Source organism: Mucilaginibacter straminoryzae (assembly GCF_022953055.1).
Classification (GTDB): Bacteria; Bacteroidota; Bacteroidia; order Sphingobacteriales; family Sphingobacteriaceae; genus Mucilaginibacter; species Mucilaginibacter straminoryzae.
This window is the reverse complement of sequence record NZ_JALJEJ010000001.1, coordinates 753,085-767,164: the sequence shown is the minus strand read 5'-3', so window position 1 is coordinate 767,164 and position 14,080 is coordinate 753,085. Positions and strand designations below refer to the sequence as shown.

Genomic DNA, 14,080 nt, shown 5'->3' with positions numbered 1-14,080 from the left:
TAATTAGAAACCTGCATTCAATCCTAATGTAAATGTACGGGCATTCGGATAAGCGGTGTAATCAAAACCTCTTGACGGAATGTTGTTCAACGCCTTGTTTGTATTCACCTCCGGATCTAACCCTGAATAGTTAGTGATCAGGAATAGGTTTTGTCCTGTAATGCTCACTCTCAAAGTTCTGATACCTTTCAGAGAACCTGTTGGGAAAGTGTAACCGATGTTAGCATTTGTCAGGCGTAAGAAATCACCTTTCTCTAAGAAGCGGGTTGAAACGCTACCAGAGTTTAACGGATTCTCATTGCTTGTTGCTGCCTCATAGCTCACATTTCTACCGTTCTTCAAGCTGCCTTTCAGGAAGTAAGCGTTGGCAGTGTTGTTATAGATCACAAAGCCGGTTGAAGCATTCAGGAAGAAGCTGGCATTCCAGCGACCAAAAGTAAAGTTGTTGGTTAAACCAGTAGTGAACTTAGGAATACTGCTGCCCACTAAGTAAGACAAGCCATTGTTTTGATAAGTAGCAATACCGTTAGAATCAAAGCCGGTAAATACTGGCATATAGAATTCGCCCAATGGATAGCCATCACGAATCTGTTGAGCATACGCACCTGACAGGCCCTGACCGTTTACACCACCTGTAGGGATGATACGACCACCGAAGTTTTTCACTACGTTTTTAAGAATGGTAGCGTTGTAAGCAACATCCCAGCTGAAACGTTTGCCTTGTATCAAAGCGATGTTCAGTCCCAGATCCACACCCTTGTTCACTACCTTACCTGGAAGGTTAACCCATCTTGAAGGTGATACCGATGGTGCCGGATAATCCTGGAAGAACAACAGGTCTGTAGTAGAACGGTTGAAATAATCCACAGAGCCACTTACACGGTTGCCAAGAATTGCGAAATCGATACCGGCACCGTAAGAAGTAGTGGTTTCCCATTTCAAAGAAGGGCTGGCAGCATTGATCTGGCTGTTGGTTCCATTTAATTGCGCCTGCCAAACAGCAGCGTAAGAATACGGATCCAGACCATCCTGGCTACCCACTTGACCGTAGTTTAAGCGAAGGCTTAAATCATCAAATACTTTTTTAGGAGCCCAGCTTTCGCTGCTGATTCTCCATTTCAAAGCACCTGCAGGGAAATAACCATAGCGGTTAGACGGACCAAATTTATCTGAACCGTCTGCGCGGAAAGTAAAGGTTGCGTAGTATTTTTCTTTGTAGTTGTAGTTCGCACGGCCAAAGAAAGATTGCAGCTGGTATCTTGAGCTGTCACCGAATGAAGGCAGCGCTTGCTGAGCAAAGTCTGAAACACTTGATATATAAGCGTTTTTATTTTTCTGATTAGTGTAGATCGTATTTAGCGGGAAGTTTTTGAATACCTGGTAAGAATAACCACCAACCACATTCAGGTTGCTTCCACCGAATGAACGGTCATAAGTCAAGGTGTGCTCAATGACAGTTGAACGTTTGTCTAACTGTTGAACTACCCCACGGCCATTACCAGTTACTTGCTGAACGCCTGGGCTGTTACGGAAGCTTTGTGTACCTGTGTAACCTAATAAACGGGCATCCATGAAGGTATTACGAGTACCTTTAGAAGCGTCATAACCAAAGTTAGCTTTGTAAGAAAGGCCTTTAGCAATGTTCCAGGTACCGCTTACGTTAGTTAAATAACGGTTAATTTTATCCCTGTCGTTGATATAATCCAGCATGTTAGCAGGATTACGGAAGGCACCATCGCTGTTATTGTAATAAGTACCGTCAGGATTTTTGATCGGGTAGGTTGGGTTAGCTAATAAAGCCGCACCAATTAAGCTACCTTCAAAACCTGCGTTATCTGTAATTGGCGCAAATTGGTCTTTAACGTTAGATGCTAAGAAGTTCAGATCGATCTTAACCTTATCGTTGAATAATAATTGTGAACCATTGAATCTGCCGGTTAAACGTTTCAGGCTGGTATTTTCTACAATACCCTGTTGGTTTGCATAGCCTAAGTTGAAACGATAGGTGGTAGATTTACCGGCATTACCATAACCCAGGTTATAATCCTGAGAAACACTGTTTCTGAAGATGACGTCTTGCCAGTTAGTGTTACCGCCTTTGTTAATTACGCTACCATCAGCACCTGCTGCAGTGGCATATTTCACAAAGTCAGCAGCGTTTAGCAGATCATACTTTTTAGCAGGAGTTGAAAAGCTGCCGTTAGCAGAGAATTGGATGCCTTGTCCTTTAGCACCTTTTTTGGTAGTGATCAATACCACACCATTTGCACCTCTTGAACCGTAGATCGCAGTTGCCGAAGCATCTTTCAATACAGAGATGTTCTCGATGTCAGACGGGTTAATGAAAGACAACGGGTTTTTTGCAGATGAAGTACCTGCACCGGCATCTAAACCGCCTGAAGTACCACCGTTATCCAGAGGCACCCCATCCACTACGAATAGTGGCGAGTTATTACTACGGATAGATGATGCACCGCGAATGTTGATGGTAACACCAGCACCGGGCTCGCCGCTTGCAGGGGTTACCTGCACACCAGACACGCGGCCTTGCAATAACTGCTCAGGGCTGGAGATTACACCCTTGTTGAAGTTCTTAGGGCTTAAGGAAGCTACGGAACCTGTTGCGTCTTTTACACGCTGGCTACCGTAACCGATTACTACAACCTCGCTGATGTTGCTGGCTGTTGAAGCAAGCGCTACGTTTACGGTTGTTTTACCTGCTATATTTACTTCTTGAGTAGCATAGCCCAGGTAACTTACCACTAACGTATTGCCGTTTGCCGGTACGGTTACCTTAAAGGTACCGTTTGCGGCGGTGATTGCACCAGACGTGGTGCCTTTTACGGAAACGGTTACGCCGTCTAAGGGAGAACCGTTCTTACTGTCGGTCACTTTTCCGGTTACAGTTCTGTTTTGGGCGTATGAGACCTGGAACAGAAAGCAACACAACAAAAGGATACTTGCGCAAAGTAAACGTTTTGCATGCATAGTTATTGGTTTAATTGGTTAATAATTGGAGTTAAAACAAATGTAATTATTTGTGATATTAATAGTCAATAGCCATAAGTAAAAAAGTGTAAAAAAAACACTTTGATACTTTGATTTCGATCACTTTTACAGGCTTTAGCTTGCTTTTTAAAATTATAAAGCATTAAAAATCAATATTTTATAAAATAAAAACCCTGTCTTATAGCTTAAATATTATTCACCTGAACAATATCATTTCCATATCGAAAACAGGGGTTTTATTGTCATTTTATTAATAACTGTATTTTTTACAGGAACCATTCTGAGGCGGTTATAGGGCTGTTTCGGGAAGAAAATTCCGGAAATTACGGTAACGTTCCCGTCAACAAACGCTTCCAATGACGAAACATCCACTAAAATCTGTAAGTGATTGCCTCCTTTTTTTACCAAAGCGGGGGCATAAGAAGTACGTAAAAAGTCTTTGTTGAAACTGGTAACACCAGAGGCAGACCGGTCTAAATAATACCTTGCCGATTTCGCATCATAACCTAATACCACCTTCTCCCCTGTGCTATTGCTTAGCTGTAAACTAAATGAGCCGAACTGCTTAAAATCTACATCGAGCAAAAACTGCTTAGGTACACTTGCAGCAAACCCGATGGTTTTTGTAGCGCCTTCAATTCCTTCCAGTTCCTTTACAGGAGTAGAAGCCAGCAATACTTCGCCGTTAACACGTTTTAATAAAAGTTCGCGCGGAATGGTCATGGCGTTACGCCAGCGTTCTGTAGGCACCTGGTTAGCGTACAGCCAGTTGCTCATCCACCCGATGAAGATTCTGCGGTTACCGGTATTACTCCATGTTACGCCTGCGTATTCATCCGGGCCATAATCCATCCAACGGGTTTGCTGATCATCAGGCACAAAAGCTTTTCCGTTAAACTGGCCCATAAAGTATTGGGTAGCAGAACCGCCGTTGGGGCCTCCCGGGTTCAGGTTAACAATCAGCACCCAATGCGTTTTACCTTCTAATTTCAGCGGAAACAGGTCTGGGCATTCCCAAACGCCGCCATGCGCACCCAGTTGTTTACCAAACTCGCTTTCCTTAGTCCAGTTCTTCATATCCGGGGAAGAATAAAACGTGATGTGATCAAGCGTGGCCAGGGTTAATACCCATTTCTTCTGCGGCTCATACCACATTACCTTGGGGTCGCGGAAATCCTTGATCCCAGGATTCTTCAGCACGGGGTTACCCGAATACTTCTTCCAGGTTTCGCCGTTATCTAAACTGTAAGCCAGGCTCTGATTCTGAAAATCGTTACGCCCCTCTTTCTCGCCTTTTGGATCATGATGGGTGAACATCGCTACCAGCGGGGGATTTTTCTTAGTACCAAAACCGGTGGTGTTATGATAGTCTACAACCGCGCTTCCGGAGAAGATGTATCCCAGACTATCAGGATACAGCGCTATGGGCTTTTCCTGCCAATGGATCAGGTCTTTGCTGGTCGCATGCCCCCAGTGCATTGGCCCCCAAACCGTCGCTTCCGGGTAATACTGAAAGAATAAATGATAGATTCCCTTATAATATACCAAACCGTTGGGATCATTCGTCCAGTGCGCTTTGGGAGAAAAATGCACCTGCGGACGGTACGGCTCATGGTAAACGGTTTGGGCACGGGCGTTCATTACGAGCGGTACACCCAAAAGCAATAGCCAGAAATACTTAGCTTTTATCATCGTTAATGCAGAATTATGTTAGATTCTATTTGCTCCAGCGATTTGCCTTTCGTTTCTGGCATGTAGCGTATTACAAATACCAGTTGTAACACCATCATAAAGCCAAAGAAGTAAAACGTAATAGCACCACCTAATGTTTCTGCTAAATAGGGAAAACAAAAAGCAATCAGCGCAGCCATTATCCAATGGGTAAAACTGCCCAGCGTTTGTCCTTTTGCGCGCACCTCGTTTGGGAATATTTCAGAAATAAATACCCAGATCACCGCGCCCTGAGAGAATGCAAAGAAGGTGATAAACAGCATCATATAAATGGGGATTGCATATCCGCTGAAATGCCCTGAACTAAACGTAAATGCCACCAGGAACAATGATGCGATTAACCCAACCGAGCCCACCAGCATCAGCATACGCCGGCCGGCTTTATCGATGATATTAATCCCGATGAGTGTAAAGATAAAGTTTATAACGCCCACACCGACGGTGGAGAGCAGCGATGAACTGGCACCCAAACCCGCCATTTCAAATATGCGGGGCGCGTAATAAATGATAGCGTTAATGCCCGAAAGCTGGTTAAACAGCGCAAACAGGATAGCCAGCGTTGCAGGCTTATTATACTTGCCTGAAAACAGCCGCTCATTAGTGCCTTTATGCTCATTAGCGCCGCGCTGTATAGCTTCCAGCTCTGTTTTGTAATTCAACGGGTTAATCACCTGTAGTATGGCCGTAGCCTTTGCAATATCGTTACGTTTAATAATTAACCATCGCGGACTTTCTGGAATAAAGCGGATCAGCACCAAAAAGATAAATGCAGGAACAGCCTGTACGCCCAGCATCAATCGCCATGAGTTCTCGCCCGTTTGGCTGATCAAATAGTTGGACAGGTACGAGATCAGGATGCCCAGTACCACGTTAAACTGAAACAAGCCCACCAGCCTGCCACGTTTCTCTGCCGGTGATACTTCTGAGATATAAATAGGAGCCGTAACAGATGACGCGCCTACGCCCAAGCCACCGAAAAAGCGGAAGAATAAAAAAATATACCAGTTATGCGCGAGCGCTGTACCGAGCGAGGATAATAAATAGGCTATCGCCACAAAATAGAGGGTATTCTTTCGGCCAAAAGCATCTGACGGACGCGAGCCTAACAGGGAACCGATAACGGTCCCGATAAGGGCGATAGAAATAGTTAGCCCGTGCTGAAAGACTGATAATTGCCAGAATTGCTGGATTGATTTTTCTGCACCGGAGATTACTGCGGTGTCAAAGCCGAACAGGAAGCCGCCAAGGGCTACCACCATCGACCACCCCAAAACGGAGTTCTTCTTCATAAAATATTGGTTTGCTGGATAATTAGTTTTGCTAAAATAATCATCGGATCGATCAAAGCAAATTTTTCAGCACAACAAATCAAAAGGGATAAAGAATCCCCAGCCCGGAAGAAAACGGGTTGTCTTTTACGAAAAAGAAGTTCGGCAGGCACGCTAAACGTACCTGCCGAAGTAGAATTAATTTAAAGTAAGTACCACAACGGATACCGGTGGAAGATTTACATCCAGGTTGCTGCCCTTCAACGATGCGCCTTTGAACGCAACAGGCTTCACTTTTTCCGGCTCGGTAAAAGTATTATGGTCTTGCACTTTAGCCGATGTCAGGATACGTCCGGATACATTTTTAAGATTAAGCCCGCTTAGGTTAAGCGCGATCTTCTGCTGATGAGCCGGATCTATATTCGTTAGCGTGATATGCACCACACCGCTTTTATCTTTCGAAGCAGATGCAGATACCGCAGGCAGTTTCTCGTTACCCATGCCGTAAGAGGTATCGTTGTTGATGGTTAACGGCAGCAAGGTAGCATCCTGGTGCACGTTATACATTTCCATTACGTGGTAAGTAGGCGTTAGGATCATTTTTTGCTGATCCGTCAGGATAACGGATTGCAGCACGTTGATACACTGTGCCAGGTTAGCCATTCTTACGCGGTCGGCGTGATTGTTAAATATATTAAGGGTTGTACCGGCGATCAGCGCATCGCGCATGGTATTTTGCTGGAACAAAAAGCCGGGATTAGTGCCCTTCTCTACATCGTACCATCCGCCCCACTCATCAACCACTAAGGCAATACGTTTTTTAGGATCGTATTTATCCATAATGCGCGCATGCTTGGTTACCAGCGAATCCATCAGCAGCGCCTGGCGCATACTTTGAAAATATTGTTTTTCGCTGAATTCACTAGCTGAGCTTTTGTTATTCCAGTCGATCACTGCGTAATGGTGCAAGGCGATCCCTTCAATTAAATTGTGAGGGATATTCTTCATCAGGGTTTCCGTCCAGTTGTAATCGCCGGAGTTAGCACCAGATGCTATTCTGAAAATTTTTCCTTCGCCGTCTGAATTGGCCATGAAGGTGGAATATTTCCTAAACTCGTTTGCATAGTATTCAGCAGTCATATTACCGCCGCATCCCCAGGCTTCGTTACCTACCCCCCAGAATCTAACGCCCCATGGCTTATCCCGGCCGTTCGCTTTGCGTAGGTCGGACATTGGATTTTTACTGTCGCTGGTGGCATACTGCACCCAGTCTGCCAGTTCTTGTACGGTACCGCTACCCACGTTACCGGCCACGTAAGGATCAGCGCCTAAAAGCTCACACATATTTAAGAAATCATGCGTGCCGAAGCTGTTATCTTCTGTAACGCCACCCCACCAGCGATTTACTATAGCAGGTCTTTTATCTTTCGGGCCAACACCATCGCGCCAGTGGTAAGTATCCGCGAAACATCCCCCAGGCCAGCGCAATGATGGGATCTTCATTTTTCTTAAGGCAGCAACAACATCATTACGGATACCATTGGTATTAGGAATTTTAGAGGTATCGCCTACATAAAAACCGCCATAAATGCTATGCCCTAAATGTTCGGCAAAATGGCTGTAAATGTATTTGCTGATCACAGGCCCCTGTGCAGAGGAGCTAACAGTAATGCTTACGGGATTTTGTGCCTGCGCAGAAAAAGCGGCAAGTGTTAACCCAAAAGCAAACTTACGTAGTAAAGTAGCTTTCATATAAATGGACTAATTGGTTGTGCAACAATTAAGACAAAGCGGCATGAACATTACTCATCCGCCCTGGCCTATAAATGGTTTTGTTTAGGCTAAGCTAAAAAATAACTGTAAAAAACACAATTAAAAAAAACAGCTATTTTTTAGTGCGGCAAAATTTGGTGCTGATTGTGCTGTTGCAAAGCTTCGACAGCCCCAGACAGTGGGTTCCCGGAGCAAAACGTGGATGTGAATGATGGGAAGTGAAAAAAGAAAAACCCCCTCGCTGGTTGTGCAGGAAGGGGCTTTGAAGTGGATTTTTAGTTTTTCAATGCTAGCGGCATATAAAAACCAAAGGTGATGTTCCTGCCCGGGTTGTAGACGCCCAGGGTTGGGTTAGTCTGGTCTAACCGGCCGGGTTTAAAGCGGCTAAGCGCATCGTAATATTTTTTATTCGCCAGGTTATTGCCGGACACATACAATTTAACCGGTTGCTTACCCAGTTTAACAGTAGTACCGATACCGGCGTTAATTAAAGTGTAGCTGCTTGTTGGCGTTTCGAAAGTAGCGTCTACCCTGTTTTGTGCGAAGGCATTATCCAGGCCTACATAGATAAAAGATGATTGCAGGTTTCTGATAGAAGGTTCGAAACGCAAGGTGTTATGCACCGTTGCAGCCGGGATAAAAGCTAACGGCCTGTCAAAAGTGGTGTTCTGCGCATGTGTATAACCGAAAGTATTCTCGAAGTGCAGGAACTTTGCCGGGTGGATGGTCAGGCTACCTTCCAAACCCATCAAATTGGCGTTTACCTGTCCGTAATGATACACGGCATACATAGTCGGGTTGCCATTATCATCTGTCACCGTGATATTATCACCTGTTCTGCTTGATGCATAGATATAGTTACGAATGTAATTCTCGTAGACACCGAAGCTGCCGCTTACCACCTTAGAATCAAATTCGAGCGTAGCATCTGCCTGGTAGCTGCGCTCTGGTTTCAGGTCAGGATTACCGATCTCGTAACGGTAAGACCCTTCGTGAACACCATTTGAACCTAACTCAGCAGGGTTAGGCGCACGAAATGCCGACCCGGCGTTTGCCTTAAAGTTCAGGTTATCATTAAAGATATGGGTAAAACCTGCAGCGTAGCTAATGTTGCTGAATTTATTTTCGAAGCCGGCAAACTTCTGCTCGTTATCTATATATAACTGGTTGCCCTTGTTATAAATGTAGTCGTAGCGTAAACCGGCATTAAAGGTATTTTTATCCCAGCTTTTTTTAGCAAATGCAAAAGCCCCGGTTGAATACGTATTATAAGCAGGCACCAAAAATTCGGAGCCCTTATTTACACTGTGATTTAAATCACCACTAACACCAATCACTGGCTCCCATCCGTTACTTTCAGGTAAGTAGTATTTAGCATCAAGCGAGTAGGTGTTCAGGTCGAAGAATAAAGCCGGGGTAGGGTTATCCAACTCGCGACGTTGATTTTTTTGGTAACCTAAATCTACTTTAAGCGAACCGGTACCGATTGCAAAACTATTGTTCAACGCAGCTTTATAATGCCTGATATCCTGGCGGGGGAATTGCAACGTGCGGCTTTTGTAATCTTTATCAGTGAATTGTTCCCCCTCATCGTTCACGTAGTTACCCTGACTGTCAAATTGCGGATCATAAAACCCGATGTTATTTTTAAAGTATGACAAATTCAGGTGCGAATATCCCCAGCCTTTGTTAAGACCCAGCATGCCGCTCAAGTTGGTTTGGTTAAAACCACTGTTTGGAAAGTAGCCTGTTGGCGTTTTAAAAGAATAGGCGTTCTGGTAAGAGGCACGCGTACGCCATACAAAGCCAGAGTCGTTACCGGTTAACATTACTGATGAGCCGCTAAGCCCATTATTGGTAGAGTAGTTGGATAAAACTTCGCCCCTGATCTGGCCCGGCGGCGGAGACAGTGGCTCGAGGATATTGATAACACCGCCGATAGCATCTGAACCATAAAGCAGGGATGATGCACCACGGAGCACCTCGACCCGATCGCCCTGGTACTGGTCAATCTCAATACCGTGTTCGTCTCCCCACTGCTGCCCTTGCTGTTTAATCCCATCGCTCAAAGTAACCACACGGTTATAGCTCAGACCGCGGATAACCGGCTTTGAGATAGCAGGACCTGTAGTGATCTGGCTTACACCCGGAACCTGTTTAGCCAACGCGTCAATCAGGTTATTGGCGGGGGTCAGCAGGTCTTCCCGGTTAACAGTGGTAGCCGAAGTACTGTTGGTTTTACTGTTGCCGGCAATTGGTGTACCTGTAATCACTACCTCCCTTGCCTCCATTACACTGGTAGCTAAGGCGAAATTGTAGGTTTTAGGGTCGGCAATGTCTATCGCCCGGATCATGGTTTTATAACCGAGTGATCTTACTTCAACCAAGAACTTCCCTTTAGCAGGTAGCGAACGGAAAGTGTAACTACCGTTTGCATCGGTAATGGTACTCAGTCTTAATTGGGTAATAGTTACGGTTGCGCCAGCAATTGCTTCATTGGTTTTAGCATCGCTTACCTTACCGGTAACGGTGGATGCAAACGCGGTAAAGGCTAAAAAAGGTGTAATTAAAAGTATGGTGATGTATAGGTAAGTTTTCTTAAACGTCATGATATAATGTCGGTTAAATAAATAATAAACAAATAAAAGCTGCACAATTGCTGTTGCATTGTACAGTAAGTAAGTTTATTAGCACACCGGCGGGCCTCGATCAGCAGCGTAAAAGGTAGCGGCGCTGTAATGAGCAGGTATATACTCGCGATAAGTATTTACAGCGGTTAAGGTAAGGGTGAACAGGTCCTGCTGCTGCTGATTAAACAACTGCAAGTGACTGTTTTGCGCGCAAATCTTACAAACCTCATCGTTGCTTTTTTTGCCTTGATGATTATTGTAAGCGACCTTTTCGTGTTTGTGCGCGATAACAATCAGCTGACCTGTCACGAAAGTCATCAGCAGCAGGAAGGCTGCCAATACTCTGGCCGATTGTTTTTTAATAGTCATAAGCTACAAATATAAAAGCTAATTCTCCCCTATCCGAAAATAGCTCCGTAACATTTACATAAGCAGTTGCGTTGGCACCTACCTATATGAAACGAGTTGCTTTGACTACAGTTAAATCTAAAGGTTTAACCGGAAAAAAATATTTTAATAAAAAACCCCGGCGAACCGGGGTTGATGCTTACATGCTGCTTTGCACCGTTTCTACTACGGGCTCTGCTTTTGCGGTGGTCTTTGAAAGGACATCGCCGCCATATTTCTTCAGCGTATCTAACCATTCTGGTGCCTGCTCGGATAAATCATCAATGATTGATTTACCGTCAGACTCACGTTTCTTTACCAGCTGACTGATACCATATGCAGCAGCGGCCCCTATTGCGATATATTTTAATAAAGCCATAACTTTAATTATTTGGTTTTCAAGAATAACTATACAATGTTAATGCCAATGATGTAGTTAATGGGTTATAAGTTGATTGAGTTATTAAAATTAAAGCAAAAAAATTCCGCTCTTTTATTAGGTTATGTAGCCTGTAGATGTGAACGAGCGTATCCACGCCGTAAGCTAAACCCGATTGAGCGGATGCCGTGCATAAGCGAAAGCGGGAATACGCTATCAAAAGCACTACTGCAATTGCTTTCCAAGATAAAAACGGAGCAATTATATTATACTGCCTTATTAATTTTAAGAACTACTCACCCAATCAACCACTTAACCATTTTCCATTCTCTGTACCTCTTTGACAAACAAAAAATTATACCTACATTTGCGTCCCCGTTTATAGACGGGTAAACAGTAAAAAAGTATTTATAATGCAACAGTACGAAACCGTGATCATCTTGACCCCGTTGTTATCAGAAGATGCAGCTAAAGAGGCAGTAGCCAAATTCAGCAAAATCTTGACAGATAACGGAGCCGAAATTATCCAAGAGGATAATTGGGGTCTGAGAAAATTAGCGTACCCGATTCAGAAAAAATCAACAGGGTACTATCACCTAACAGAATTCAAGGCTCCGGGTGAACTTATCAGCAAACTGGAGATTGAATACAAACGCGACGAGCGTGTGATGCGTTTCCTGACTATTGCGCTTGATAAACACGCCATTGCTTACAATGAGAAAAAACGCAGTGGTGCATTTAACAAAAAACCTAAAGCAGAGGAGGCAGCACAATAATGGCACAAGAGCAAATTAAGTACGTTACTGCTCCTAAAGTGGAGGATAACCGCAAGAAATACTGCCGTTTTAAAAAGAACGGTATTAAGTATATCGACTACAAAGACGCTAACTTTTTATTAAAGTTCGTTAACGACCAGGGTAAAGTATTACCTCGCCGTTTAACCGGTACTTCATTAAAGTTTCAGCGTAAAGTGGCACAGGCTGTTAAACGTGCACGCCACATTGGCCTGTTACCATACGTAACCGATTCGTTAAAATAAGCTAAGGAGGTTTAGAAAATGGAAGTTATTTTAAAACAAGACGTAAAAAACCTCGGTGAGAAAGACGAAGTCGTTAATGTAAAACCAGGTTACGGCCGTAACTACCTTATTCCACAAGGTTTTGCCGTATTAGCAACCGTGTCTGCAAAAAAGGTTTTAGCAGAAAACCTGAAACAGGCTCAGTTCAAACAAGACAAAATCCGTAAGGATGCCGAAGAAGTAGCTGCTAAATTAGAAGGTGTAAAACTGACTATCGGCGCTAAAGCTGGTGAAACCGGTAAAATCTTCGGTGCGATCAATACCATCCAGGTAGCTGACGCATTGAAAAAACAAGGCTTCGAGGTAGATCGTCGCCGCATTACTTTTGATCAGGAGCCTAAAGTGCTTGGCGAATACACTGCCAACCTGAACCTGCACAAAGAAGTGAAGGTGAAAGTTCCTTTCGAGGTAGTAGCTGAGTAATTACAGCCCATCCTAATCCTTCCCAGAGGGAAGGACTTTAGAAATATAAGATAAGCTCTTCTCAACGAGAAGGGCTTTCTTATTTTAGCAGAATTATTAACCAAAGCCTCCCCTTTGGGGAGGTTGGAGGGCTACATGAAAGGAATTACACGCTTACTGTTACGTATACTCAAGTTATTAGTTATCGCCTTCTTTGGTATCTCTATCCTTTGGGTACTGCTTTATAAAGTAGTTAATCCGCCGCTTACCTGGCTGATGCTTACCCGTGGTTTTGAGCGCAAAGCAGACGGAAAAGACTGGAAGATAGACAAGCATTGGGTAGATTTTGACAGTATTGCTGACCCCATGAAGCGTGCCGCCGTAGCAGCGGAAGACCAAAAGTTCCTGAACCACTTCGGTTTCGACTTTAAGGCAATGGAAGCCGCCATTGATAAAAACCAGCACAGCCATAAACTAATGGGGGGCAGCACCATTTCGCAACAGACGGCTAAAAACGTTTTCCTGTGGCCCGGCCGCTCTTATGTTCGCAAAGCATTTGAAGCATACTTCACCATGCTGATCGAACTATTTTGGAGCAAGAAGCGTATTATGGAAGTGTACTTAAACGTGATTGAAATGGGCGACGGCATTTACGGTGTAGAAGCCGCCGCGCAGGAGTACTACCATGTACATGCTTCGCAACTGAACAAGTACCAGGCAGCTGCCATTGCTTCTATTTTCCCTAATCCATTGCATTGGTCGCCCGTAAAGCCCGACTATCGTTTAAAGCACCACCAATACCTGATCCGCAAGAATATGCGCCGTTTGGGGCCTTTGGATTTTTAACGTTTTGGATTACGCTGGTTGAGTTTGATTACACTGATCTCCGAATCTCGCTGATTATCGGAGTTGTCATGCTGAGGCTAATATTGCTCTATCATTCACTCATTATCAATGCGTGATCCTCGTCACATTTGACGGTTACATTACGGGTAATTGTTATAGGTGAATTATCTTTACCTTATGACAGGGAAAGAGATTTTAACACTGGATGATGTGAAGCTGTTGGTGAACACATTTTATGATAAGATCCGTAAGGATGAACTATTAGGGCCAATCTTTAACGAACGTATCCAAGACCGCTGGCGAATGCACCTGGATAAGATGTACACCTTCTGGCAGACACTACTTTTAGAAGAACATACCTATAACGGCCGACCTTTTCCGCCTCACATGAATATGCCTATCGGTCACGAACATTTTAATCACTGGCTGGGTATGTTTACTGCTACCGTAGATGAATTGTTTACCGGCGATAAGGCCGAAGAAGCCAAATGGCGGGCAGCTAACATTGCCAAAATGTTCGAAAACAAATTGAACTACTTCCGCTCGCACGAGGGGTTATCTATTTTATAAAACACCA

The 14,080-nt window shown here is 44.2% G+C and carries 12 protein-coding genes; 5 read left to right on the top strand and 7 right to left on the bottom strand.

Features of this window, described 5'->3' with window-relative positions:
• Positions 1 to 3: 3 nt before the first annotated feature.
• The 7 genes from MUY27_RS03340 to MUY27_RS03310 form a co-directional block, all read right to left on the bottom strand.
• Positions 4 to 2,988 carry a SusC/RagA family TonB-linked outer membrane protein gene (locus MUY27_RS03340; protein WP_262918262.1) on the bottom strand — a complete coding sequence of 995 codons (2,985 nt, stop codon included), beginning with the start codon at positions 2,986 to 2,988 and terminating at the stop codon, positions 4 to 6.
• Positions 2,989 to 3,219: 231 nt separating this feature from the next.
• The gene (locus tag MUY27_RS03335; protein WP_245128553.1) at positions 3,220 to 4,701 is read right to left on the bottom strand and encodes a glycoside hydrolase family 32 protein; all 1,482 of its coding nucleotides are present in this window, start codon (positions 4,699 to 4,701) and stop codon (positions 3,220 to 3,222) included.
• Between the two features lie 2 nt (positions 4,702 to 4,703).
• Positions 4,704 to 6,029, bottom strand: a complete 1,326-nt coding sequence (locus MUY27_RS03330) for a sugar porter family MFS transporter (RefSeq protein ID WP_245128552.1) — start codon at positions 6,027 to 6,029, stop codon at positions 4,704 to 4,706.
• A gap of 177 nt (positions 6,030 to 6,206) precedes the next feature.
• A complete protein-coding gene (locus tag MUY27_RS03325) occupies positions 6,207 to 7,760 on the bottom strand; it encodes an alpha-N-arabinofuranosidase (RefSeq protein ID WP_245128551.1) in 1,554 nt (517 codons plus the stop codon).
• Positions 7,761 to 8,056: 296 nt separating this feature from the next.
• Positions 8,057 to 10,390 (bottom strand): TonB-dependent receptor, encoded by a 2,334-nt coding sequence (locus tag MUY27_RS03320; RefSeq protein WP_245128550.1) that lies wholly within the window; start codon positions 10,388 to 10,390, stop codon positions 8,057 to 8,059.
• A 78-nt stretch (positions 10,391 to 10,468) separates the two neighbouring features.
• Positions 10,469 to 10,780 (bottom strand): hypothetical protein, encoded by a 312-nt coding sequence (locus MUY27_RS03315; protein ID WP_245128549.1) that lies wholly within the window; start codon positions 10,778 to 10,780, stop codon positions 10,469 to 10,471.
• Positions 10,781 to 10,958: 178 nt separating this feature from the next.
• Complete coding sequence (locus tag MUY27_RS03310; RefSeq protein WP_245128548.1) at positions 10,959 to 11,177, bottom strand: YtxH domain-containing protein; 219 nt, start codon at positions 11,175 to 11,177, stop codon at positions 10,959 to 10,961.
• Between the two features lie 413 nt (positions 11,178 to 11,590).
• Between MUY27_RS03310 and rpsF the strand changes: the two genes are divergently transcribed.
• From rpsF to MUY27_RS03285, 5 genes are all read left to right on the top strand, one after another.
• Positions 11,591 to 11,953: a 30S ribosomal protein S6 gene (gene rpsF / locus MUY27_RS03305; protein WP_245128547.1), complete on the top strand. Its 363-nt coding sequence runs from the start codon at positions 11,591 to 11,593 to the stop codon at positions 11,951 to 11,953.
• Complete coding sequence (gene rpsR, locus MUY27_RS03300) at positions 11,953 to 12,216, top strand: 30S ribosomal protein S18 (protein ID WP_245128546.1); 264 nt, start codon at positions 11,953 to 11,955, stop codon at positions 12,214 to 12,216. Before rpsF ends, rpsR begins: the two co-directional genes overlap by 1 nt.
• An 18-nt stretch (positions 12,217 to 12,234) precedes the next feature.
• Positions 12,235 to 12,678, top strand: a complete 444-nt coding sequence (gene rplI, locus MUY27_RS03295; protein ID WP_245128545.1) for a 50S ribosomal protein L9 — start codon at positions 12,235 to 12,237, stop codon at positions 12,676 to 12,678.
• Between the two features lie 135 nt (positions 12,679 to 12,813).
• On the top strand, positions 12,814 to 13,503 hold the full coding sequence (gene mtgA / locus MUY27_RS03290) for a monofunctional biosynthetic peptidoglycan transglycosylase (protein ID WP_245128544.1): 690 nt from the start codon (positions 12,814 to 12,816) through the stop codon (positions 13,501 to 13,503).
• A 177-nt stretch (positions 13,504 to 13,680) separates the two neighbouring features.
• Positions 13,681 to 14,073: a group III truncated hemoglobin gene (locus MUY27_RS03285; RefSeq protein WP_245128543.1), complete on the top strand. Its 393-nt coding sequence runs from the start codon at positions 13,681 to 13,683 to the stop codon at positions 14,071 to 14,073.
• Positions 14,074 to 14,080 lie beyond the last annotated feature (7 nt).

Excerpts from the sequence above, each read along its gene's own strand:
- MUY27_RS03340 (WP_262918262.1), bottom strand. The coding sequence starts at position 2,988 with ATGCATGCAAAACGTTTACTTTGCGCAAGTATCCTTTTGTTGTGTTGC.
- MUY27_RS03335 (WP_245128553.1), bottom strand. The coding sequence starts at position 4,701 with ATGATAAAAGCTAAGTATTTCTGGCTATTGCTTTTGGGTGTACCGCTC.
- MUY27_RS03330 (WP_245128552.1), bottom strand. The coding sequence starts at position 6,029 with ATGAAGAAGAACTCCGTTTTGGGGTGGTCGATGGTGGTAGCCCTTGGC.
- MUY27_RS03325 (WP_245128551.1), bottom strand. The coding sequence starts at position 7,760 with ATGAAAGCTACTTTACTACGTAAGTTTGCTTTTGGGTTAACACTTGCC.
- MUY27_RS03320 (WP_245128550.1), bottom strand. The coding sequence starts at position 10,390 with ATGACGTTTAAGAAAACTTACCTATACATCACCATACTTTTAATTACA.
- MUY27_RS03315 (WP_245128549.1), bottom strand. The coding sequence starts at position 10,780 with ATGACTATTAAAAAACAATCGGCCAGAGTATTGGCAGCCTTCCTGCTG.
- MUY27_RS03310 (WP_245128548.1), bottom strand. The coding sequence starts at position 11,177 with ATGGCTTTATTAAAATATATCGCAATAGGGGCCGCTGCTGCATATGGT.
- rpsF (WP_245128547.1), top strand. The coding sequence starts at position 11,591 with ATGCAACAGTACGAAACCGTGATCATCTTGACCCCGTTGTTATCAGAA.
- rpsR (WP_245128546.1), top strand. The coding sequence starts at position 11,953 with ATGGCACAAGAGCAAATTAAGTACGTTACTGCTCCTAAAGTGGAGGAT.
- rplI (WP_245128545.1), top strand. The coding sequence starts at position 12,235 with ATGGAAGTTATTTTAAAACAAGACGTAAAAAACCTCGGTGAGAAAGAC.
- mtgA (WP_245128544.1), top strand. The coding sequence starts at position 12,814 with ATGAAAGGAATTACACGCTTACTGTTACGTATACTCAAGTTATTAGTT.
- MUY27_RS03285 (WP_245128543.1), top strand. The coding sequence starts at position 13,681 with ATGACAGGGAAAGAGATTTTAACACTGGATGATGTGAAGCTGTTGGTG.